Genomic DNA, 20,550 nt, shown 5'->3' with positions numbered 1-20,550 from the left:
TCCGTGATGGGGACGGAAGCGGCGTTTTCCTACCCCGGCGGCCGCCCGCGTCCGACGGCGCGCGGGCGCGCGCCCGTTCATCCTGTGGGCCCCCATGGCCATGGAGGGCGATGTGATGGACGCAAGGATGCGGGGATTCACGCTGGTCGAGACGGTACTGACGACTGTCCTCGTGGCGGTGTTCGCAGCGGTCGCGGTACCGGCCTTCAGCGGACTGCTGGAGCGACAGCGGGCCAGCGCCGCGATGGGCACGCTGTCCACGCAGATGCAACTGGCGAGGATGGCCGCCATTACCTACCGCAGGCCCGCGGTCCTCTGTCCCTCGCGGAGCGGCGCCACCTGCGACACCGGCACCGACTGGAGCGGCGGCTGGATGCTGTTCCTGGACCGGGACGGCAACTTCCGTCCGGATGCGGCGGACGAGATCCTGCAGGTCGAGTCTGCCCCAGGGCCGTCTCGGCTACGGGTGGTTTCGACCACCGGCAGGCCCCGGGTACGCTACCTGCCCGACGGGCGCAGCGCCGGCAGCAACATCACCATCTCCGTGTGCAGCGCCGAGGGCAGCCTGCTCGGGGCCGTGATCGTGAACAACATGGGGCGCCCACGGTCGTTCCGGCCGGCCGCCCCTGCGCCCTGCCCCGCCTGAACCTGATGGGCCAGCGGCTTGCCGGCTGCCCGGACGACGTCTACAATTCCCAGCCCCGCCCGAATAGCTCAGCCGGTTAGAGCACTTGACTGTTAATCAGGGGGTCGTTGGTTCGAGTCCAACTTCGGGCGCCAGATTCGGATGTAAAAAGCCCGCGGCTTGCCGCGGGCTTTTTTGTTTCTCACCAGCAACCAGCCGTTGCCGGGGATTTGACCCCCGCATGGGTGAGGCCGAGATCTCCGCAGGAGTCGCCTTGCTGACGCCCGATCGGCTCAGCGGTAAGCGTGTATGACTTTGCGCCGTATGCGGCGTTAACGAAACGGTACGAGTCGCGGGCGTCCGGCTCGCAGCGATCATCCAGCACCGAAGCCGCCGGCGCACCGCTATAGGTCAGGCGCGCCGTATAGAAACGTTCGAGTTGCTGGGACATCGTCACCAGGCACGCGCTGCCCGCCGCCCGACGGGCCTTGCGCATGTGCTCGGTATAAGCCGGCAGCGCGATGGACGCGAGGATGCCGATGATGGCGACGACCACCATCAACTCGATGAGCGAGAACCCCCGGGCGTTCCCCACCCGGTTGCGCCATACGCATTCCATGGAATCCCCCGTCATCGTCATTCGCTCCTGACTTCGCGCCAGGAGACGCGATCCCACCGCATGGCGGCGGTGCCTGAGCCCCTGCCCGCACCGGCGCCCGAGGCCTCGTCGCCTCCGATGTCGGTTCCGGACACCACCAGCAGGCCACGCAGCAGGTTGGGCAATGTTGGCATGCCCACACCGTAGTCGACCGAACCCACGGGCTTGTCCGCGACCGTCTGGTCCGCAGTCGAGCCATCGTTGTCCAGGTCAAAGAACGAGGACCCCGTGCTGGTGCCGGTAAATGCGTCGAGCGCGTTGATGTAACCGGAGCCCGCTGCCTCGCAGGCGTCGCCCGTCGGCATCATGCTGGCCGTGACCAGTACGTTGGAGACGCGCTGGGCATCCTGCACGATCCGCTCGCCATCGGCAGGCAGGTCGATGTACCAGCCCATCGAGCCTTCGGGCAACGGCGCCTTGTCCTCGAACGCACGCACCGCGTAGCCGTCCGACGAGCCGGACGTCACCGCCAACGTACGGGTGGTCAGGTCCGAACGGTCCAACGCGGTCTCGCCCTCGATGAAGCCATACATGCTCTGGGTGGTGGCGTTCTCAGGATCCGCATCCTCGACCGTGAGGAAACGGCCCGTGCCGAAGAACACCCAGCGCTTGCGCGTACGCGGATCGACCGCCAGGGTCAGGCCCGCGCTGATCGGCTGGGCGTTGCCGCTGCTGTCGCTCGCGGTGAACAGCCTTGTCGCCGACCACGCCGACGAGGCCTCGGCGGTGAGGTCGAACTTCCACACGTTGCCGAGCATGTCGCCCGCATAGGCATAGCGCAGGGTCCTGCCGTCGGCGCCATACACGCCTACCGGCGCCGAAAGCCCGTTGGGCTGGGCCACGGAGCCGGCGCCCGTGTCGATTTCCTTGATGACTGCTCCGGTGTCGGCGTTCATCACCACGAGCACCGCGCGTCCCCGCGTGCTGTTGATGCCGTTGCCGATGACGACGGAAGGCGTGCCGCCGACGCTCGCCAGGATGGGCCTGCCCATCACCAGCCCCATGTTGTTGCCGGGCGTCTCGGCGCGCTCCCACTTGAACAGCCCGGCAGCGGTCGCCCCCTCGGGATCGGTCACGTCGAGTGCGTACAGGCCCTTGCCACCCTTGCCCAGCGTGCCCACCAGGACGTTCCGGTTGGTGGTCAGCTGGCGACTGGTCACCGCGACGGGACCGTCCACGAACCACTTGTGGGCGTAGTCGCCGCGGCTGAGCGTGGCCAGATCGTGGATGTTGATGATCCCCGGGACATAGGCGAACAGTTCGCGCCCCGTGCTGGCATCGAAGGCGTGCAGCATGCCGTCGTTCGCGCCGACGTACAGGGTATCGGTGTCCTTCACGTAGGCCGGAGAGGATCCGATGATGTCGCCAAGCAGGGACGTGCGATTGCGCAGGTTGCCGACGCCCCTGCGGTCTTCCAGGCTGGTGTCGCCCCTGATGTAATCGGCATTGTCCTCGCCCGACACCTCGTAGTTGGCGGGGCCGCCGGTCCGGGCGAGCGCGGTTTCCTGCGCGGTCGTCGGGAACGACGTGCCGACCGTGCCGCTGGTGGTGAACACCTTGCGCCCCGAGGTCGGGATCGAGGACACCCACTCGACCTCGCTGGAGACGCCGGTCCGGGTCACCCTGCGCGCGTTGACGGTACCGGTCCAGGTGCCCGCGACATAGCTGGCGCTGAAAGTCATCGTGTCGCTGTCGAGGGACACCGAGTTGGTGGCCACGTTCGAATAGGTGCTCGTCCGCTGCTGGATGGCCGACAGCGCCTGGCGCAGGCCTGAGGTGAACTCGTCCGGGTTGGACGCCGGCACGAAGGCGCCGCGGCTGTTGACCGCTGCGTGCAGCAGGTCGTCGATGCGATCGGCGTCCTCGGTGTCGGTCGGATCGTTCCAGGTGGCGTCGGAAGGCACGTCGGACACGGCCGACCAGCCCTTGCGCCCCGCCAGGCCGATGGAGATGCCGAAGGTCACCATGTGCTGCCAGAAGGCCGGGTTCACGTTCTCCGTCGACGGCACGTTGTTGGCCAGGTCCGTGCGCAGATCGGTCTTCCAGTACTTCATCGCCACGTCGGCCAGGGTATTGGAATAGCTGTCCTGGTAAGGCGCGGAGGGCGAATACTGGTAACTCTTGCCTCGCGGACCGGTGATGGCGGAGCCGTCGCTGTTGTCCTGGTTGTGCACGTTGATGCCGACGTTGTTCCAGTAGCCGTCGGTCGTCAGGATCGCGAAGTTCTGCCGGCACGAGTACTGGCCGTTGCCCGCCTGTGGCCCATAGGGACCGGAACTACTGGAATCGCTGAAATACTCACCCGCATCGTCGAGCGCGCCGTGCAGCGGGGTGCCGTTGTAACCGATCACGCTCTGCAGACGGCTGTACCACGTCGACCGCGAGGTCGTGGTCACATCGCCCGTGCTGTCGATGAATCGGCCGTCATTACCATCGCCGACGGGAATGTTGAACGTGGTGCCGGAGCGCCCCCAGATCGCGCGGAAGCCCACGCGCACCTTGCCATCGAGCGTCGCGAACGCCTCGCTTGCGCCCGCCTTCGCCGCCTTCATGCGGCTGCGGTGGTAGGAGAACCAGGTCGCGTAGTTGCTCAGTTCCTGGTCAAGCGTGCGGCTGCTGGGCAGAACAGGTGAGCAATCGATCCAGTCGTTAGCTCCCGTGCCGGTTCCGCAGCGGTTGCTGGTTTGGTGGGACGCGGTAATCGAATAGGAAGCGTTGTTGTTCCTCCGATCCCAGCGCCGGACAACGAGGCTGTACGCTCCTGCATCCGTCTGTGAAACCGTGCAGGTTTCGGCATTCCCCTCGTCGACGGTTCCGCTGCAGACGGCGCCGCCTCCCGGGTTCCTGAGTTCGTAGTCGACACTACGCGAGGAAGAGCTGATGTTGACCGTCAGCCTCCCGTTGGCGGGAACCGTGGCAAGGTTGTGGGTGTTCGTGTCGTTGCGCCTGACGCTGCCCGAGTCCGGCGAAACCGCAACGCCGTTGTTTGACTGCACAACCTGGCCCCAGACCGAGCGCACGATATCAGTGCCGCCTTCGAGGATGTCGTACCGGTAGTAGTTGGTGCCATTGCCCAGGTAGGTCGCGCCGGTCTGGGCGGTATCCTTGGGCACATAGAACGTCTGTCGCCCGCCGCAGACCCGGGTACCGCTGTTGCTCCAGCTGTCGAACTCGTCGGTGGTGGCGTTGTTGTTGTAGTTGAACCGGCGGCAGCTGCCAGAATCTCCGAGATCGATGGTTCCTCCGCCGACACGGTTGAAGCTGCCGTAAGCGGCGCGGTAGCTGGTCCCGCCCGTCATCCGCAAGCCGTTCGCCTGGACCCACGGCCTGTAGGTGGTCGCGGGATTGTACGAGAGCGTGTTGCGCGTGTAGGCGTAGCGCGCCACGTTCGGCGGACTGGTGGAGGGGATGGAGTCCGGCATGTAGTCGAACGCCATCGATCCCGAATCGTCCAGGATGAACAGGATGTTGGGCGCGACCCGGCTGCCGGTGGTGAGCGGGTCGTCCGGGATCGGGAGGGTGGCTGCGGCGGGCAAGGCCACCAGCGTGGCCAGCAGGGAGGCGAGTGCAGCCTTCAGCTGCATGGTCGGTTCCCTGCGGAAATCTCTATGCTTACTCATCGCGGCGCTCACAGCTCTGGCACTCGGTTGACGACGTTGGCCTGCAGGACGACTTCCGCCCGGCCTTCTCCAGCGCTCCGCGCGGTCACACGGAGCATGCGGCTCTGGCAGTTCGCGGGCGGATTGGCGCTCGCGTCGCGGAGATGCACCAGGCAGTTGTTGTCGGGATCGGATTCGCCCGGCACGACGCCAAGGTCTTCCATCCAGTACTCGGACGTCGTGGACGGCGTGGCACCGAGGGTCGGGCCAGGCTGCCACGAGGGGTTCGAACCGGCGGCGCACAGGCCCTCGTTGTTGCAGGACTGGGTGTCCGGCGTCCAGTTGTCCCAGGTCACGTCCGGATCGGCAGGATCAGGCGCTACGCCCAGGACATTGTCCTGCGCCTCACGCAACGCCGCTTCCGTGGTCTGGAAGGCCAGCGAGCGGTCGCGCATGTTCGCGCTCATGCGTTCCTGCATGCCGGAACTGCGCAGGATGGCGATGCCCAGCACGGACATCACCAGCAGCAGGACCAGGACGATGACCAGGGACATGCCCTGCTGCCTGCCAGCCAGGCCGGGGCCGCGGAAAGTCTGATGTCGGGTATTCATAGGGAACGGTCCCGGAGGTTGACCACACTGGTGACGGTGCGCTCCAGCGTCTCGCCTTCTACCGTGTTCTGGGCCTGCAGCGTCAGCACCATGCGCACGGCGCCCACGTTGTTCCAGTTCGCAGGCGCATTGGTGTAGGCCCCACCCACGAGGTAGGAGAACTGCACGTCCTCCACCCCCTCGGCCACTTCCTCCTGCGCTCCCGCGGCACGGGAGACGAAGAGCGAGTTGCTTCCACGCACATTAGCGCCTACGAACCAGCGCGTGCTGCGGAAACGGCCCAGCATCACCGACACGGGATAGTGGAACGTGGCCGACGGCGAGAAGGTCACCGTCCGGTTCGCGAGACCAGTGACCGTCGCGACGAAGGTCTTCTGCGCATCGCATAGCACCACCACGTCACCGACATCGAACGCGTCGGCGGCGGCATCCAGTTCGCCCTCGGCGATCGTGACCGTGCTCGCGGTCGATGCCTCGGTGGCGTATGCCAGCTCCGAGCCGGAGACCACGGTGACTTCGTTTGCGTCGCCGAATACCGGCGTGCGGTCGAGCAGGACCGATTCGGTATCGTTGGTCTCCATCGTCGCCAGGTTGGAGCAGGCCGATCCGCCGGCGGCGCGGATGTCGCGCGACATCAGCTCCACGGCCGTGCGTGCGCTCTCCTGGATCCGGTTGAGTCCTTCGTTGGCGCGATAGGTGTTCTGGTTGGACATGAACACGGCGAAGGCCGCCCCCATGACCAGGATGCCCAGCACCATGGCGATCATGAGCTCGACCAGGCTGAAGCCGCCTGTCCGTCTGTTGCCTGTCATGTGGAACGTCCCGGTTGCCCTGCTCATAGCTGCGTTGCCGTCACGATTTCGCGCTGGCCTGCGCCGCCCGCCCGCGAATCGTCCCAGCGGACGGTGATCACGCACGCGTCCGGGCAGCCGGCGATCTGCCCACAGGTCGTCTCGTCGTCCTCGGTGCCGATCGAGGTCTTGAGATCCTCGAGCCAGGCCTCGACGATCGCGTGGCCGCCCGCAGCCTCGGTGCAGCGCATCGCACCCGTATTGAATGCGTTCGCGGTGGCCCGGTTCACCCGCATCGCCTCGAGGATGGCATTGGTCTGGATGACCGCCTGCGTGCTTTCGAGCGAGCTCTGCCCACCACGCAGTGCCACCGCCTGCATGGCCGCGACGCCAAGCAGCCCGACCGCGAGGATGAGTACGGATACCATGACCTCGATGAGGCCGATTCCGCGCATGGACGCCGGGGAGCGCAGTGCGAAACCACGCCGCCGACCCATCGATCCTGCCCTCAACACGATCCACCTCCACCCTTCTTGGCCGTCGCCACGCCCCCGCCCACCATCAGCGTGATCTCACGGATGTTGAGCGGCGGGTTTGCGACCGGAATGCACGCCGTCAGCGTCTGCTGGGCAGCGACGGTGCCCGACGGCCGGAAAACGATCTCGTCCACCGAACTCTCGACCTCCACCCCACCCGGGAACTCGAACCGGCGGATCACGGCCGGGTCGTCACCCGTGCCGTCGTCGTGTTTCACGATCACCTGGCCCCAGGACGCGGAGCCGGTGCAATCGTCCGAGCCATCGGTTCCGCCGCACACGGTGACCACGCGGTTCCGGCGGATGGCTTCGGATTTCGCCAGCTGGAGGCTGGCGGTCAGTTCTTCGCTCGCGCCCGCCAGGCGGCTGGTGTTCACGAAGCCCACCATGCTGGGGACGGCGACGGTCGCCAGGATCCCCACCACCGCAACGGTGACCATCAGTTCGACCAGGGTGAAGCCCCGAGCCAGCGGCGCTGGCGTCCTGTCAGACGTACTCGGCATGGTTCCTCCCCTGATCCCACGCAAAGGCTAGGTCGGCGCCCGGGGTTTGACCACCTGCAGCCGATGGGCGGCCGGTTCGCCGGCTTCGGCGGCATGGCCCTATCATCTGCGGATGCAGAAGGGGGAACCAGGACCGCGCAGGATGGGGACCGACCCCCGCCAGCATCCGCTCCATGCCCTGTTCCAGCCGTCGGCGCTGATCGCCGTGCTGCTGGCGGGCGAAGCGCTTGCCCTGGTGATCAGCCTGGCGCCAGGCATCGACGAGGGCCTGCTGGTCCGGTTCGGACTGGCTTCGCTCGCCATCCAGTGGGTGGCGATCGGCACCGTAGGCGCGCTGTACCTGCTCAGGCCGGCCCTGGTGCGCCTGTCGCCGCTTGCATCGGCACCGGTCGGCCTCGGCCTGCTTCTTCTCACGACGCTGGCAGTCGCGGCCGCGGCCCTGCAGGTGTTCGAGTTCGCGAGCCTGCCGGAACCCGGGCAGTCCCCCATGCTGCTTGTCGTCAGAATGCTCGCGATCGCGCTGGTCGTCGGACTCGTCGGACTGGTCGCGTACCGCAACTACTGGGGCGCCCGCCAACTGGCCGTGCGGGCCAAGCAGGCGGAGGTGGATGCGCTGCAGGCGCGGATCCGGCCGCACTTCCTGTTCAACGCGCTCAACACGGGCATCGCGCTGGTGCATGCGCGGCCGCAGGCGACCGAGCAACTGCTGCTGGACCTGTCGGACCTGTTCCGCGCGGCGATCTCGGGCCGCGAGCAGGTGCCGCTGGCCGAGGAACTGGCACTGACCCAGCGCTACCTGGAGATCGAGCGCCTGCGTTTCGGCGACAGGCTGCAAGTGCAGTGGGACGTTCCCACCCTGCCAGGCGCCCTGGATGACGTCGCGATTCCCCCGCTGTCGATCCAGCCGCTGGTCGAGAACGCGATCAAGCACGGCATCGAACCCAGCCGCAGCGGCGGCCATGTCGCCGTGTCGCTGCGCAGCACCCCCACGTCGATCGCGATCGACGTGCGCAACTCGCTGCCCGCGGGCGGCGAACGCTCGTCGGGCGGATACGGGATCGGACTGAACGCGGTGCGTTCGCGCATCCAGGTCTTCACCGCCGGGGAGGGCGGCGTCGACATCCACGAGGCCGATGGCGAACACGTCGCCACCCTGACCCTGCCCCGGCGGACCTGACCGTCCTCGGCCACGTGCCGGATCCGCGCGCGACAGCGGAATGCAGCGGCGCTGCAAGCATGGACGCCGCTAGGCGATCACCTGGTAGCAGGGCCGGTACTCGCCCGAGATCTTCATGCGGCGCTGCTGCACGAACGCACGCAGCAGGGCGTCGAGCGCCTGCATGATGTCCTGGTCGCCGCGGATCTGGAACGGCCCGTACTGCTCCACGCGGCGCATGCCGTCCTCCTTGACGTTGCCGGCGACGATGCCCGAGAACGCGCGACGCAGGTCGGCTGCGAGGTCCTGCGGGCGGCGTCCGTGGCGCAGGTCGAGTCCGGCCATGGCCTCGTGGGTGGGCACGAAGGGCTGCTGGCAGTCCAGCGGCACGTCCAGGCCCCAGTTGAAGTAGAACGAGTCCTTGTGCGCGATGCGGTATTCGCGCACGTCGCGGATGCCCTCGCCCATGCGCCGGGCCACCTTCTCGGGGTCGGCGACGATGATCTCGTAGCGCCTGGCCGCCGCTTCGCCCAGGGTGAGCCGGATGAACTGGTCGATCTGCTCGAAATACGGCGCCGCGGCGGTGGGCCCGGTGAGGATGAAGGGGAACGGCAGGCCCGCGTTTTCCTCGCGCAGCAGGATGCCGAGCAGGTACAGGATCTCCTCGGCCGTGCCGACGCCGCCCGGGAACACGATGATGCCGTGGCCGAGCCGGACGAAGGCTTCCAGGCGCTTCTCGATGTCCGGCATGATCACCAGGTGGTTGACGATCGGGTTCGGCGACTCGGCTGCGATGATCCCCGGCTCGGTGATGCCGATGTAGCGGGTGCGGCGGCGGCGCTGCTTGGCATGGGCGATGGTGGCGCCCTTCATCGGCCCCTTCATCGCGCCCGGGCCGCAGCCGGTGCAGATGTCCAGGCCGCGCAGGCCCAGCTCGTAGCCGACGTTCTTGGTGTACTGGTATTCCTCGCGGCCGATCGAATGGCCGCCCCAGCAGACCACCAGATTCGGGTCAGCCGGCTGCAGGATGCGGGCGTTGCGCAGCAGGCCGAACACCGCGTTGGTCAGGCCCGCGGAGGTCTGCAGTTCGGCCTCCATTTCCGGGCCCAGCTCGATCGCCGTCCAGGCCAGGTCGCGCACCACCGCGAACAGCAGTTCGGCCACGCCGCGGATGATGTGTCCGTCGACGAAGGCCATGGCCGGGGCGTTGATCAGTTCGATGCGCACGCCGCGGTCCTGCTGCAGGACCTGGATGTCGAAGCTGGGATACAGCTCCTGCGCGGCGCGCGGGTCGTCCGAGGCGCTGCCGCTGGTCAGCACCGCCAGCGCGCAGCGGCGCAGCAGTTCGTGCATGCCGCCGCTGGAGGCGTCCTTGAGGCGCGCGACCTCGTCGCGCGAGAGGATGTCCAGGCTCCCCCGCGGGTAGATCCGGGCGCTGACCACCGGCAGGGAAGTCGCTGCCGCTTCGCTTCTTGCTTGTTCCATTCGTGCTCTCTCGTCAGTCGGGCGACTGTAGCGCAGCCGCCCCCGCAAACGGAAACGGCCGGGTTGCCCCGGCCGTTTCCCGATCCAGGGATCGAGTGTTGCTTAGAACTGGTAACGCAGGGTCAGCATCGCCGACCAGCGCGACACGACGCGGGACGGGTACGAGCTGTTGGCATCGTACGGGACCAGGCTCTCCCAGGTCGGGCTGCTGGCCGAGCCGAGGTTGTAGGTGTACGTGCCATCGGCGTTGACCGCGGCCAGACGGGCCAGGTACCGGGTGTTGTCGGAGAAGGTCTCGCCCATCGTCTCGCCCCAGCCGCTGTCGAGCAGGTTGAGGAAGTTGTAGATGTCGAGGCGGATCACCGACTTGTGGTCCTTGAAGAAGCCCGGCATTTCCTGCTGGAAGCTGACGTCGAGCTGGTTCACCCACGGGTAACGGTCGCCGTTGCGGTCGGCGATGCTGCCGCGGCGCGCGGCCAGGTACGGGTTGTGGTCGATGTAGGAGTGGAACGCCGCGATCTGCTCGGGAGTGGCGGATCCGTAGCTCACGTTCGGATCGTTCACCAGCGGGATGTATGCCGGATCCTGGAAGATGCCGTCGCCGTTGGTGTCGCCGTTGACGGTCCAGGTGTACGGCAGGCCGGAGCGGCCGTTGTAGTAGGCGGCAATGCTGGTCTTGTAGTCACCGAACAGCGCCTTCTCCCAGCCCAGGGTGGCCTTGATCGAATCGCGGACCATGCGGCCGGCACGCGTGGCGATTTCCTGGTTCGGGTTCACGCGCGAGACGTACTGGTAGCTGGACCAGGCCTGCGAGCTGCCGTCCGAAGCCACTTCCTCGGCATCGGTGAAGGTGTAGCTCAGGCTGCCGAACCAGTTGTTGGACAGCGGCTTGTTCAGCGCGAACGTGACCGAGGTGGCCGAGCCCTTGTTGGTGTTGCCCATCACCGTGGAGTTGGTGGTGAAGTCCCGGTTGGCGCCGCAGGTGCGGTTGCTGCTGCTCGTGCTGCCCAGCTCGCACCAGAAGTACTGGCGCCCGTCGGCCAGGGTGCCCTGCGCGGGACCGAGGTTGAGGGCCTGGTAGAACACCGCGTCCTTGGCCTGGATCTGCTGCAGTTCGACCGTGCCGATCACGCCCATCCACGGCAGCTCGGCGTCGTAGCCCAGGCTGAACTTGTAGACGGTGGGCAGCTTGAAGTCCGGATCGATGGAGTCGATCTGATAGGTCGGGCGGCCACCGGCGGGCACGTTCTGGTTGTACGGGTCGGGGCTGAACGCGGCGCTGTCCGGATCGAACGAGCGGTACGACAGCGAAGTCACGCCGTTGTTCTGGTACGGATTGGCCAGCCACACGAACGGCGGGATGCTCTGGAACACGCCGGCGCCGCCGCGCAGCTGCGAGTAACGCTCGGTGTCGAACATGTAGTTGAACGAGATGCGCGGCATCACGACCTTGTTGTCCGAGCCCAGCTTGTAGTCGTTCGGGAAGCCGAACGCCTCCTCGAAGCCCGGGGTCCGGACCGGCGCCTTGTCGGCGCGCGGGATGTTGACGCGCACGCCGTAGGTCAGCGACAGCTTGTCGTTGACCTGCCAGGTGTCCTGCAGGAACGGGCTGAACTGGCTGTACACCAGCGCGGCGGCGGTGTCGGCCTCGGTGTAGCCGGCCGACGGGCGGCGCAGGTTGTACACGTCGTAATCGCCGTTCGCGAAGTCTTCGAGGCTGGTGAACACGTACGAGCCGTGCAGGTCGCGGCCGTAGAGGTTGAACACGTCGTGGCGCAGGTAGTCGAAACCGCCCTTGATGGTGTGGTTCTCGGTGTAGTACGTACCGAAGGCCGACAGCGTGTAGCGCTCGGTGTTGATCTGGTTCTCGTGGCGGTTGTTGTCCTCGCCGATGAAGATCGAACCACCGTTCGCGGTCTCGATCTCGACTTCAGGCTGGTCGACCGGGTTGCCGTTGACCTGGTCGAACTTCTGGTGGCTCAGCTTGATCTCGGTCGAGAAGTTCTCGGTCCAGTCGCTGAACAGCTGCAGCGAGGTGTTTTTGGTGATGTTGTCGATGTTGTACCAGTGGCTCGACAGCACCACGTTTTCCGGGAACGCATCGTACGGCGACGGGCGGAATTCCTCGGTCTGCTGGTAGGTCAGGCTGGCGCGGTGGTAGTCGCTGATGTTCCAGTCGAGCTTCACCAGGTAACGCTTGTTGTCGAGGTTGACGCCGGTCGAACCGTAGGTGCCCGGCTGCAGGCCGAGCGCCTGGGCGGTAGCGATCGCTTCCTGGACTTCATCGGAGGTGACGAAGCCGTTGCTCACGCCATCGGCAGCGGACACGCCGCCGAAATCGGTGATTTCCTGCTCCTCGTACGAGGCGAAGAAGAACAGCTTATCCTTCACGATCGGCCCGCCGACCGTCACGCCCATGGTCCGGTCGCGGCCGAACAGGTCGTAATCCTCGCCATCGCGGCTGCCGACCATGTCCTTGGCGTTCTTGTAGACGTAGTAGACCGAGCCGTGGAATTCATTGGTGCCGGACTTGGTCACGGCGTTGACCGCCGCGCCGACCGTGTCGGAGGCGACGTCGTAGTCGGAGACCTTGATGTCATAGGCCTCGATCGTGTCGACCGAGATCGGGCTGCCGGTATACGGCATGCCGTTGCCGTTCAGGCCGAAGGGGTCGCCCTGCGAGAGACCATCGACGGAGATGGTGTTGTAGCGGTTGTTCATGCCCGCGACCGAGATCGCGCCGCTGGCCTGGTCGGTCACCGAGACCCGCGGATCGAGGCGCGCGACGTCGTCGAGCGAGCGGCTGCCCTGGGGCATGATTTCGAGCTGGCGGCCGCCGATCGAGGTGCCGACGCCCTTGTTTTCCGCACTGAACACGGCAGAGCCGGCCACGCCGACCACCGAGACGGTCTGCAGGGTCGACACGTCGCCGGTCAGCGTGGTGTTGATCGCGTTGACCTGGTTCAGGGACAGGTAGACGTTGTCCTCGGTCCGGGTGCCGGCACCGGCCTTGGTGATCGTGATCTCGTACGGGCCACCCACGCGCAGGCCGCGGGCGTTGTAGCGGCCGCTGGCATCTGTGGTGGCGCGGCTGACGGTGCCGGATTCGACGTGGGTGATGACCACTTCCGCGCCCGCGACGGGCTGGCCACTGTTGTCGGTCACCGTGCCGCCGACGCCGGCGGAGGTGCTCTGCGCGAATACGGGGGCTGCGGCGAGCGCAGCGATCAGACCGATCGACAGCTTCGACAGTCGGATGCGGTTGCGGTGGGTCATGGGTTTGCCTCGATGCGGGGTGGTCGTGATGGCGGGACACCGGAACGCGCACCCACATGCGCCTGCGTCTGGGCAGGCCGTGGAGCGACTTCCGGTTAACTTCAGATTAACACGTTAACGGTTGCACATGACAGCAAAAAGACAGCTGTCAAAGTCGCGGAAGTGCTTGACCGGGCTGGATTTCATGCCAAGTCCAGATAGCGGCCCCAAGTGCTTGTTGTTGCTATGCAACATCAGCCCGGGAAGGAAAGCCGGAAGTACCCGGCCAGTCCGTCCAGCAGCATCTGCACGGAGATGGCGACCAGCAGCATTCCCATCAGGCGCTCGATCGCGGTCAGCGCGCGCGCACCGAGCAGCCGGTACAGCGACGTGGCCGAGAACAGGATGGCCGCGGTCGCGGCCCAGGCCACGAACAGCGCCAGGCTCCACTCGCCCAGGCGGTCGGGTTCCTTGCTGCCCATCAGCATCACCGCTGCCATGCCGGACGGGCCGGCCACCAGCGGGATCGCCATCGGCACGATGAAGGGTTCCCCACCGGGGATCTCCCCCATCAGCCCTTCGGGCGGCGGGAAGATCATGCGCAGGCCGATCAGGAACAGGACGATGCCGCCGGCGATCGCCACCGACTCCTGGCGCAGGTGCATGGCCTCCAGCGCGTACTTGCCGGCCCACAGGAACAGCATCAGCACCGCCAGCGCGATCAGCAGTTCGCGCGCCAGCACGATGCGCTGGCGCTGCGGTTCGAGCCGGCGCAGCATGCTCAGGAACACCGGGATGTTGCCCAGTGGATCCAGGATCAGGAACAGCAGCAGCGCGGCCTGGAGGATGGTCATCGGGGCGTGCCCGGCGCGGCGAGCAACGCGATGCACTCGGCGGCGAAGTGCGCCGGGTCGCGCGCCAGGCGGTCGTCCTCGGCGGCGTAGGCGCGGGCGCGCAGCGGCGTGCGCATCGGCCCGGGGCGCAGCGCGCGCACCCGCAGCGGCGTGGAGGCGGTTTCCGCGTCGAGCATCGCCACCAGCGCCTCCAGGCCGTGCTGGGCGATGCCGTAACCGCCCCAGTAGGCCGGCGCCGCGCACGGCGCGGAATCGATCGCGAACACCAGCGTGGCCGCGTCGGAGGCGCGCAGCAGCGGCAGGCAGGCCTGGCTGAGCCACCAGCGCGCGGTCAGGTCGACGTGCAGGGCGCGCGCGAAGGCGGCAGGATCGGTGTGTTCGAGGGGCGTGAGCCCGGCGAACTCGGCCGCGCAATGGACCACGCCGTCGAGCCGGCCGGGGCGCTCGCCCAGCCGCGCGGCCAGTTCGGCGTAGTCGTCGGGCACGGCGCCTTCCAGGTCGAGCGGGTACAGCAGCGCGTCGCCACCGGCCTTCTCGATGGCGTCGGCCACCTGTTCGAGCCTGCGCGACTTGCGGCCGAGCAGGACCGCGGTGGCGCCCGCCTGCGCACAGGCCAGCGCGACGGCGCGACCCAGTCCGCCGTAGGCGCCGGTGACCAGGATCGCCCGGCCTTCCAGCGCGCGGCCCGGCGTCGTCATGGCGCCCTCGCTCACGCCTTCTGGACTTCCGCGATCATCCGCGCCAGCTCGCCGCTCTCGTGCAGTTCCAGCGTGATGTCGCAGCCGCCGATCAGCTCGCCGTGGATGAACAGCTGCGGGAACGTCGGCCAGTTGGAAAAGCGCGGCAGGTTGGCGCGGACTTCCGGGTCGGCCAGCACGTTCACCGTGTGGATGCCGGTCGCGCCGGCGGCCTTGAGCACTTCGACCGTGCGACTGGAAAAGCCGCACATCGGGAACTGCGGAGTGCCCTTCATGAACAGCACCACGGGATGGTTTTTGACTTCGGCCTTGATGCGGTCCAGCGGCGTCATCACGCAACTCCTGTGCGGCGGCGTGCCGCGACGGCGCGCCCCCGGAAAATAGGTTTTGCGTATTGTATGCCGCGCTTTCCCGCTCCGCCCCGTCAACCGGACCCGCCATGCCGATCCAGCCGCATCCGCTGCCCCGCGAACCGACCGCGTTCGAGCCCCACCTCCCGGCCGAGGTCGTGGTGCGGCACCGGTCCGCGCAGCAGGCAGGGATCGACGCACTCAATGCGCTGCTGGGCGAGGCGTCGGCCGGAGATCCACCGGCGCTCGACGACCTGGCCCGCGAGGCGCGCGGGGCGCTGGCCGCGCATGCGGCCCAGGCCTGGGCCGAGGATTTCTACTGGTCGGCGCTGCGGCCGCCGGACGCCGGCCACCAGGACGAGCCGCGTGGCCCGCTGGCCGAGTCGATCGCGCAGTCGTTCGGCGACCTCAAGCGGATGCGCGAGTGCTTCGCCGAGGCGGCATCGCGGCTGTCCGGGCCGGGCTGGCTGTGGCTGGTGCAGCGCGGCGACCGTCGTCTGGCGATCCTCGCCACGCCACGATCGGGCACGCCCCTCACCGGTGCCGACACACCGCTGCTGGCCTGCTGCCTGTGGCCGCACGCCCTGCCCGATGAACGGCCGGACGCGCGCAGCCGGCACCTGGCCGCGTTCTGGGCTCTGCTGGACTGGAAGGCGGTGGGCGCGCGGATGCGTTGACCCGGGCGTCGGCCGGCGACATGCGCCGCCCGGCCCTCAGGCGTCCGTCGCCCCGAGCGCCCGCAGTACCGGCGCCACCTGCGCCTGCCGTCCCAGCGCCTCACCCGTGGCCCGCAGGCTCCGCGCCAGTTCGCCGGCATCGTCCGCGCGCAGCGTGGCGTGGCCGACCTTGCGGCCTTCGCGCGGCTGCTTGCCGTAGTCGTGCCAGTGGCCACCGGGCTGGCGCAGCACCGCGTCGGCCTCCGGCATCGAGCCGATCCAGTTGAGCATGCAGGCGTGGCCCAGCGCGCGGGTCTCGCCCAGCGGCCATCCGAGCACGGCGCGCAGGTGGTTCTGGAACTGCGAGGTTTCCGCGCCCTCGATGGTCCAGTGCCCCGAGTTGTGCACGCGCGGCGCCATCTCGTTGGCCAGCAGCACGCCGTCGCGGCAGAACAGCTCCAGCGCGAACACGCCCACGTAGTCCAGGCGCTCGGCCAGCGCGCGCGCATACGCGTGCGCCTGCGCGGCGAGCCCGGGCTCGCAAGCCGCAGGGGCCAGGCTCGCGGACAGCACGCCGTCGACGTGCCAGTTCTCGGTGAGCGGCCAGGTGCGGAACTCGCCATCGCGACCGCGCACGGCGACCACGCTCAGCTCGCGCTCGAACGGCACGAACGCCTCGAGGATCAGGCCCACCGTCTGCGCCTGCGCGCCCAGCGCCTGCCAGGCCGCCTCGACATCGTCCAGCGAGCGGATCCGGAACTGGCCCTTGCCGTCGTAGCCCAGTCGCCGCGTCTTGAGGATGCCCGGAACGCCAACCTGCGCGACCGCCGCATCGAGTCCTTCGCGCGTCTCGACCGGCATGAAATCGGGCACCGGGATGTCGAGTTCGCGGAACAGGGACTTTTCCACCAGCCGGTCCTGCGCCGACGCCAGCGCTCGCGGCCCGGGATGCACGTGCACCCGCTGCGCCAGCCATTCGGCGCTGGCGGCGGGCACGTTCTCGAAATCGAAGGTCGCCACGTCGATGCGCGAGGCGAATCCGGCCAGCGCGGCCTCGTCGCGATAGTCGCCCACCACCAGCGGCGCGCACTGGCCGGCGCAGGCATCGGCGACGGTGTCCATCACCAGGAAGCGCAGGCCCAGCGGCGCGCCCGCCAGCGCCAGCATGCGCGCGAGCTGTCCGCCGCCGAGGATGCCGACCGTCGTCATCGGCCGCTCACCGGCGCGGGTCGTCGGCGCCGGTGACCTCGTCGGTCTGGCGCTGGCGGAAGTCGGCCAGGGCAGCCGCGACCTCCGGCTGCCCGTGCGCGAGCATCGCGGCGGCGAACAGCGCGGCATTGGCGGCACCGGCCTGGCCGATCGCGAACGTCGCCACCGGCACGCCGGCGGGCATCTGCACGATCGACAGCAGCGAATCGAGCCCGTTCAGCGCGCGGCTCTGCACCGGCACGCCCAGCACTGGCACCGCGGTCTTGGCCGCGAGCATGCCCGGCAGGTGCGCCGCGCCGCCGGCGCCGGCGATGATCGCGCGCAGGCCGCGCGCCTGCGCCGTGGCGGCGTAATCGAACAGCACGTCGGGGGTGCGGTGCGCGGACACCACGCGCACCTCATGGGCGACGCCCAGCGCTTCGAGCTTCTGCACGGCGTGCTGCATGGTCTCCCAGTCGGAGCGCGAACCCATCACCACCCCGACCAGCGGGCTTGCAGGAGAAGCGGACATTCGGTGTCCCCGGACCTAAAGACGTATTCTAGCGGTTCATCCGATCGCCTTCCCGCCATGGACCGCAAGCTGCTCGACCTCCTCGTCTGCCCCGTCAGCCGGCAACCGCTGGCCCTGCTCGACCCGGCCGGCCTGGCCGCGATCAACGCCGCGGCGGCCGACGGCGCCCTGCGTCGCGCCGACGACTCCGCGCAGTCCACGCCGCTGCGCGAAGCGCTGGTGACGCACGATCGCAAGCTGGTTTACCGCATCGACGACGGCATCCCGGTGCTGCTGGCCGAGGAAGCGATCCCCACCGGGCAGGTCGCGGATTTCCCGAAGGCCGACAGGTCGCACGCCTGACGCCGGCCTGGCATTGCCCCGCTGGCGACGTGCGATCGCGCAGCCGTCGCCGCGCCGGGCCCGGGCCTTCCCATTCCAGCCGTGCGGAGCGCCATGATCGCCACTGACCTTTCCGAACCCGACAGCATCGAGGCGGACGTCGCCCGCGCGCTGTCCGAGGACCTGGGCGGCGGCGACGTCACCGCCGCGCTGCTGCCCGATGCGCCCGACCAGGCCTACCTGCTGTGCAAGGAGGACGCGGTGGTCTGCGGAAGACCCTGGTTCGACGCCTGCCACCGCGCGCTTGATCCGGGCGTGCGCATCGACTGGCGCGTCGCCGAGGGCGACCGCGTCGCCGCCGGCACCGTCCTGGCCGTCCTGCACGGCCGGGCGCGCGCCCTGGTCAGCGCCGAACGCGCCTCGCTCAACTTCCTGCAGACGCTGTGCGGCACCGCCACCGCCACCGCGGCTTACGTGGCCGCCGTGCACGGGACCGGCACGCGCATCCTCGACACCCGCAAGACCCTGCCCGGCCTGCGCGCGGCGCAGAAGTACGCGGTGCGCACCGGCGGCGGGGACAACCACCGCATGGGCCTGTACGACGCGGTGATGCTCAAGGAAAACCACGTCCGCGCGTTCGGCTCCGTCGCCGCCGCGATCGCCGCCGCACGCGCCGCGCAGCCCGCCCTGCCACTGATCGTCGAGGTGGAAACGCTCGACCAGCTGCGCGAAGCGCTCGTCGCCGGCTGCGACCGCATCCTGATCGACGACTTCGATGCCGCGAGCCGCCGCGAGGCGGTCCGGATCGCCCATGGCGCCCCCCACGACGGGAGGATCCCGCTGGAGGTGTCCGGCGGCGTCGACCTGGACGGCGTGCGCGCGATCGCGCTCGACGGCGTGGACTGCATCTCGATCGGCGGGCTGACCAAGCATCTGCACGCGATCGACCTGTCGCTCAAGCTCGGCCCGCCGCCCGCCTGATCCGGCGGCGGATCCGTACCCGCGCCGTGGCCGCGCCCGCGCACGGCGCCGATTGCCAGCGACCTGCCACACCCGCCTGCGGATCGACGATTGCAATCGGTCCGTCGCGGCGCCACATTGCCGCCATGCCCGACTTCCCTGCCCTGATCGCGCTGATGATTGCCGGTGCCGCCGGCTATGCGTGGTGGAACTCCGCCCGTGCCGCGGCCGAACGTGCCGCGATCGTCGGCCGCGGCGCCTGCCAGGCGGCCGGGGTGATCTGGCTCGACCAGAGCGTGCACGCCAGCGGCCTGCGCCTGCGCCGGCACGCGAACGGGCGGCTCGGCCTGGAGCGCAGCTTCCGCTTCGAGTACTCGGAAGACGGCGAGCAACGCCACGTCGGGCGCCTGGTGCTGCACGGCGATGAGCTGGTCGGCTTCAGCGGACCCGCGCGGGCGACCCAGGTGGTCGCGTTGCACTGACACGCGCGGCGGCGCGGGCGAACCCGTTGCGCCTGGATGCCCGCCGGACCCGGCAGGCAGGTGCCACCGCTACTTGATTACCCGCAGATGCGCGCCGCGCCTGGGCACGTCCTCGCCCGGCGTATCGTCCGGGGGCGTGGGTTCGTCGTCGGGCGGCGCGGTGTTGCCGGTGTCCTCCGGCAGGGCCATGCCCTGCCCGGTCTCGCGCGCATAGATCGCCAGCACGGCGCTCACCGGCACCACGACCGGATGGCTGACGCCGCCGAAACGCGCGGTGAAACGCACCGCCTCGTTGTCGAGCTCGAGCTTGGCCACGGCGCGGTCGGCGATGTTGAGCACCACCCGGCCTTCCTTGACGGTATGCGGCGGTACGCGCACGCCCGGCAGTTGCGCGTCGACCAGGATGTGCGGGGTCATGCCGTTGTCGGCGATCCACTCGTACAGCGCCCGCAACAGGTACGGGCGATGGCTGGTCATGGTGGCGGGGGAGTCGGACATCGAGGGGATCCGGATCAGGGCCTGGGGGCGTGCGGGCAAGGCCGCGCTCCAGCCCTGCCTCCGTCAGTCGGGCAGTTCGCGCAGGTGCTTTTCCTGCGGGGTGAGGCTGCGCGCGAAACCCGGGTTGCGGAAGATGCGGTTGCCGTAGTCCTCGATCACCTTGCCGTCCTTGGGCAGCGGCACGTCCAGCGCCGGCAGGCGCCAGATGATCGGCGCCATCGCACAGTCGGCCAGGCTCATCTCGGGGTTGAGGAAGAACTTGCTGGCCTTGAACAGCGGGATCGAGGCGGTGAGCAGTTCCTTCAGCCGCTTGCGCCCCGCCTCGGCCTGCTGCCGGCCGCCGAACTGGATCGCCTGCACCTGCGGCACCCAGTCATGCTCCAGGCGCAGCATCGCCAGACGCAGGCGCGCGCGAGAGAGCGGATCGACCGGCATCAGCGGCGGATGCGGATAGCGCTCGTCGAGGTATTCGCTGACCACGCTGGCCGCGTACAGCACCTGGTCGCGCTCGACCAGGGTCGGCACCGAGTGGTAGGGATTGAGGTCGATCAGGTCGGGCGGCGGGTTCTGCGCGTCGACGGGGATCAGGTCGTAGGTGACGCCCTTGGCGGCCAGGACCAGCCGCACCCGATGGCACAGCACATCGTCGACGGACGAAAACAGGGTCATTGCATTGCGCATACGTGGACTCGCTGCCATCAACGGCTTCTCCCGCGGCCGGAATCCGCCGGCCGCATGGTGCCGCCTGCCCGTCGCAGGGGGTCACCCGGTCTTCGCCCCGCACGATGCCAG

Annotated in this window: 21 protein-coding genes and 1 tRNA gene; 7 read left to right on the top strand and 15 right to left on the bottom strand. The window is 68.5% G+C overall.

The window, feature by feature from the left end:
* Nucleotides 1-94: 94 nt before the first annotated feature.
* Together Q0863_RS16245 and Q0863_RS16240 are read left to right on the top strand one after the other, a co-directional pair.
* Nucleotides 95-646: a GspH/FimT family pseudopilin gene (locus Q0863_RS16245; protein WP_298580886.1), complete on the top strand. Its 552-nt coding sequence runs from the start codon at nucleotides 95-97 to the stop codon at nucleotides 644-646.
* 57 nt (nucleotides 647-703) lie between these two features.
* Nucleotides 704-780 (top strand) — tRNA-Asn (locus tag Q0863_RS16240).
* Between the two features lie 47 nt (nucleotides 781-827).
* On the opposite strand, the gene Q0863_RS16235 is transcribed toward Q0863_RS16240, so the two are convergent.
* The 6 genes from Q0863_RS16235 to Q0863_RS16210 are packed head-to-tail and all read right to left on the bottom strand — an operon-like array spanning nucleotide 828 to nucleotide 7,323.
* The gene (locus Q0863_RS16235) at nucleotides 828-1,259 is read right to left on the bottom strand and encodes a type IV pilin protein (RefSeq protein ID WP_298580883.1); all 432 of its coding nucleotides are present in this window, start codon (nucleotides 1,257-1,259) and stop codon (nucleotides 828-830) included.
* Between the two features lie 2 nt (nucleotides 1,260-1,261).
* Nucleotides 1,262-4,867, bottom strand: a complete 3,606-nt coding sequence (locus tag Q0863_RS16230) for a PilC/PilY family type IV pilus protein (RefSeq protein WP_298580880.1) — start codon at nucleotides 4,865-4,867, stop codon at nucleotides 1,262-1,264.
* A 44-nt stretch (nucleotides 4,868-4,911) separates the two neighbouring features.
* A complete protein-coding gene (locus Q0863_RS16225; RefSeq protein ID WP_298580877.1) occupies nucleotides 4,912-5,436 on the bottom strand; it encodes a PilX N-terminal domain-containing pilus assembly protein in 525 nt (174 codons plus the stop codon).
* 53 nt (nucleotides 5,437-5,489) lie between these two features.
* Complete coding sequence (locus tag Q0863_RS16220) at nucleotides 5,490-6,305, bottom strand: prepilin-type N-terminal cleavage/methylation domain-containing protein (protein ID WP_298580874.1); 816 nt, start codon at nucleotides 6,303-6,305, stop codon at nucleotides 5,490-5,492.
* A 23-nt stretch (nucleotides 6,306-6,328) separates the two neighbouring features.
* A complete protein-coding gene (locus Q0863_RS16215; protein ID WP_298580871.1) occupies nucleotides 6,329-6,739 on the bottom strand; it encodes a type IV pilus modification protein PilV in 411 nt (136 codons plus the stop codon).
* 53 nt (nucleotides 6,740-6,792) lie between these two features.
* Nucleotides 6,793-7,323, bottom strand: coding sequence for a GspH/FimT family pseudopilin (locus Q0863_RS16210; RefSeq protein WP_298580868.1), 531 nt, complete (start codon nucleotides 7,321-7,323; stop codon nucleotides 6,793-6,795).
* Nucleotides 7,324-7,465: 142 nt separating this feature from the next.
* Between Q0863_RS16210 and Q0863_RS16205 the strand changes: the two genes are divergently transcribed.
* Entirely contained in the window at nucleotides 7,466-8,500 is a 1,035-nt protein-coding gene (locus Q0863_RS16205) for a histidine kinase (protein WP_298580865.1), read from the top strand.
* 69 nt (nucleotides 8,501-8,569) lie between these two features.
* Here Q0863_RS16205 and ppnN read toward each other — a convergent pair whose 3' ends face one another.
* The 5 genes from ppnN to grxD form a co-directional block, all read right to left on the bottom strand.
* Nucleotides 8,570-9,964: a nucleotide 5'-monophosphate nucleosidase PpnN gene (gene ppnN / locus Q0863_RS16200; protein ID WP_298580862.1), complete on the bottom strand. Its 1,395-nt coding sequence runs from the start codon at nucleotides 9,962-9,964 to the stop codon at nucleotides 8,570-8,572.
* A 102-nt stretch (nucleotides 9,965-10,066) separates the two neighbouring features.
* Entirely contained in the window at nucleotides 10,067-13,240 is a 3,174-nt protein-coding gene (locus Q0863_RS16195; RefSeq protein WP_298580859.1) for a TonB-dependent receptor, read from the bottom strand.
* Nucleotides 13,241-13,473: 233 nt separating this feature from the next.
* Nucleotides 13,474-14,073: a YhgN family NAAT transporter gene (locus Q0863_RS16190; RefSeq protein WP_298580856.1), complete on the bottom strand. Its 600-nt coding sequence runs from the start codon at nucleotides 14,071-14,073 to the stop codon at nucleotides 13,474-13,476.
* Nucleotides 14,070-14,771, bottom strand: coding sequence for an SDR family NAD(P)-dependent oxidoreductase (locus tag Q0863_RS16185; RefSeq protein WP_298580853.1), 702 nt, complete (start codon nucleotides 14,769-14,771; stop codon nucleotides 14,070-14,072). The genes Q0863_RS16190 and Q0863_RS16185 overlap by 4 nt, the downstream gene beginning before the upstream one ends.
* An 11-nt stretch (nucleotides 14,772-14,782) precedes the next feature.
* Nucleotides 14,783-15,103 carry a Grx4 family monothiol glutaredoxin gene (gene grxD / locus Q0863_RS16180; protein WP_298580849.1) on the bottom strand — a complete coding sequence of 107 codons (321 nt, stop codon included), beginning with the start codon at nucleotides 15,101-15,103 and terminating at the stop codon, nucleotides 14,783-14,785.
* A gap of 107 nt (nucleotides 15,104-15,210) precedes the next feature.
* Between grxD and Q0863_RS16175 the strand changes: the two genes are divergently transcribed.
* Entirely contained in the window at nucleotides 15,211-15,798 is a 588-nt protein-coding gene (locus Q0863_RS16175) for a Fe-Mn family superoxide dismutase (RefSeq protein ID WP_298580846.1), read from the top strand.
* Nucleotides 15,799-15,834: 36 nt separating this feature from the next.
* On the opposite strand, the gene Q0863_RS16170 is transcribed toward Q0863_RS16175, so the two are convergent.
* Together Q0863_RS16170 and purE are read right to left on the bottom strand one after the other, a co-directional pair.
* Nucleotides 15,835-16,986, bottom strand: a complete 1,152-nt coding sequence (locus Q0863_RS16170; protein ID WP_298580843.1) for a 5-(carboxyamino)imidazole ribonucleotide synthase — start codon at nucleotides 16,984-16,986, stop codon at nucleotides 15,835-15,837.
* A gap of 7 nt (nucleotides 16,987-16,993) precedes the next feature.
* Nucleotides 16,994-17,497, bottom strand: a complete 504-nt coding sequence (gene purE / locus Q0863_RS16165; protein ID WP_298580840.1) for a 5-(carboxyamino)imidazole ribonucleotide mutase — start codon at nucleotides 17,495-17,497, stop codon at nucleotides 16,994-16,996.
* A gap of 57 nt (nucleotides 17,498-17,554) precedes the next feature.
* Here purE and Q0863_RS16160 point away from each other — a divergent pair, with 57 nt between their 5' ends.
* The 3 genes from Q0863_RS16160 (at nucleotide 17,555) to Q0863_RS16150 (ending at nucleotide 19,260) form a co-directional block, all read left to right on the top strand.
* Nucleotides 17,555-17,839: a Trm112 family protein gene (locus Q0863_RS16160; protein ID WP_298580837.1), complete on the top strand. Its 285-nt coding sequence runs from the start codon at nucleotides 17,555-17,557 to the stop codon at nucleotides 17,837-17,839.
* Between the two features lie 93 nt (nucleotides 17,840-17,932).
* Entirely contained in the window at nucleotides 17,933-18,799 is an 867-nt protein-coding gene (gene nadC, locus Q0863_RS16155; RefSeq protein WP_298580834.1) for a carboxylating nicotinate-nucleotide diphosphorylase, read from the top strand.
* Nucleotides 18,800-18,924: 125 nt separating this feature from the next.
* A complete protein-coding gene (locus Q0863_RS16150; RefSeq protein WP_298580831.1) occupies nucleotides 18,925-19,260 on the top strand; it encodes a DUF3301 domain-containing protein in 336 nt (111 codons plus the stop codon).
* Between the two features lie 69 nt (nucleotides 19,261-19,329).
* On the opposite strand, the gene Q0863_RS16145 is transcribed toward Q0863_RS16150, so the two are convergent.
* A complete protein-coding gene (locus Q0863_RS16145) occupies nucleotides 19,330-19,758 on the bottom strand; it encodes a ClpXP protease specificity-enhancing factor (protein WP_298580828.1) in 429 nt (142 codons plus the stop codon).
* Between the two features lie 63 nt (nucleotides 19,759-19,821).
* Nucleotides 19,822-20,457 carry a glutathione S-transferase N-terminal domain-containing protein gene (locus tag Q0863_RS16140; RefSeq protein WP_298580825.1) on the bottom strand — a complete coding sequence of 212 codons (636 nt, stop codon included), beginning with the start codon at nucleotides 20,455-20,457 and terminating at the stop codon, nucleotides 19,822-19,824.
* Nucleotides 20,458-20,550: the final 93 nt, after the last annotated feature.

The sequence above is a fragment of the uncultured Luteimonas sp. genome, from assembly GCF_947492465.1.
Lineage (GTDB): Bacteria > Pseudomonadota > Gammaproteobacteria > Xanthomonadales > Xanthomonadaceae > Luteimonas.
The sequence above is the reverse complement of the archived record's forward strand: the minus strand, read 5'-3'. Positions and strand labels throughout refer to the sequence as shown.

What these genes read in the sequence shown, in the direction of transcription:
- Q0863_RS16245 (WP_298580886.1), top strand. Translation starts at nt 95, where the DNA reads ATGGCCATGGAGGGCGATGTGATGGACGCAAGGATGCGGGGATTCACG.
- Q0863_RS16235 (WP_298580883.1), bottom strand. Translation starts at nt 1,259, where the DNA reads ATGACGGGGGATTCCATGGAATGCGTATGGCGCAACCGGGTGGGGAAC.
- Q0863_RS16230 (WP_298580880.1), bottom strand. Translation starts at nt 4,867, where the DNA reads ATGCAGCTGAAGGCTGCACTCGCCTCCCTGCTGGCCACGCTGGTGGCC.
- Q0863_RS16225 (WP_298580877.1), bottom strand. Translation starts at nt 5,436, where the DNA reads ATGTCCCTGGTCATCGTCCTGGTCCTGCTGCTGGTGATGTCCGTGCTG.
- Q0863_RS16220 (WP_298580874.1), bottom strand. Translation starts at nt 6,305, where the DNA reads ATGACAGGCAACAGACGGACAGGCGGCTTCAGCCTGGTCGAGCTCATG.
- Q0863_RS16215 (WP_298580871.1), bottom strand. Translation starts at nt 6,739, where the DNA reads ATGCGCGGAATCGGCCTCATCGAGGTCATGGTATCCGTACTCATCCTC.
- Q0863_RS16210 (WP_298580868.1), bottom strand. Translation starts at nt 7,323, where the DNA reads ATGCCGAGTACGTCTGACAGGACGCCAGCGCCGCTGGCTCGGGGCTTC.
- Q0863_RS16205 (WP_298580865.1), top strand. Translation starts at nt 7,466, where the DNA reads ATGGGGACCGACCCCCGCCAGCATCCGCTCCATGCCCTGTTCCAGCCG.
- ppnN (WP_298580862.1), bottom strand. Translation starts at nt 9,964, where the DNA reads ATGGAACAAGCAAGAAGCGAAGCGGCAGCGACTTCCCTGCCGGTGGTC.
- Q0863_RS16195 (WP_298580859.1), bottom strand. Translation starts at nt 13,240, where the DNA reads ATGACCCACCGCAACCGCATCCGACTGTCGAAGCTGTCGATCGGTCTG.
- Q0863_RS16190 (WP_298580856.1), bottom strand. Translation starts at nt 14,073, where the DNA reads ATGACCATCCTCCAGGCCGCGCTGCTGCTGTTCCTGATCCTGGATCCA.
- Q0863_RS16185 (WP_298580853.1), bottom strand. Translation starts at nt 14,771, where the DNA reads ATGACGACGCCGGGCCGCGCGCTGGAAGGCCGGGCGATCCTGGTCACC.
- grxD (WP_298580849.1), bottom strand. Translation starts at nt 15,103, where the DNA reads ATGACGCCGCTGGACCGCATCAAGGCCGAAGTCAAAAACCATCCCGTG.
- Q0863_RS16175 (WP_298580846.1), top strand. Translation starts at nt 15,211, where the DNA reads ATGCCGATCCAGCCGCATCCGCTGCCCCGCGAACCGACCGCGTTCGAG.
- Q0863_RS16170 (WP_298580843.1), bottom strand. Translation starts at nt 16,986, where the DNA reads ATGACGACGGTCGGCATCCTCGGCGGCGGACAGCTCGCGCGCATGCTG.
- purE (WP_298580840.1), bottom strand. Translation starts at nt 17,497, where the DNA reads ATGTCCGCTTCTCCTGCAAGCCCGCTGGTCGGGGTGGTGATGGGTTCG.
- Q0863_RS16160 (WP_298580837.1), top strand. Translation starts at nt 17,555, where the DNA reads ATGGACCGCAAGCTGCTCGACCTCCTCGTCTGCCCCGTCAGCCGGCAA.
- nadC (WP_298580834.1), top strand. Translation starts at nt 17,933, where the DNA reads ATGATCGCCACTGACCTTTCCGAACCCGACAGCATCGAGGCGGACGTC.
- Q0863_RS16150 (WP_298580831.1), top strand. Translation starts at nt 18,925, where the DNA reads ATGCCCGACTTCCCTGCCCTGATCGCGCTGATGATTGCCGGTGCCGCC.
- Q0863_RS16145 (WP_298580828.1), bottom strand. Translation starts at nt 19,758, where the DNA reads ATGTCCGACTCCCCCGCCACCATGACCAGCCATCGCCCGTACCTGTTG.
- Q0863_RS16140 (WP_298580825.1), bottom strand. Translation starts at nt 20,457, where the DNA reads ATGGCAGCGAGTCCACGTATGCGCAATGCAATGACCCTGTTTTCGTCC.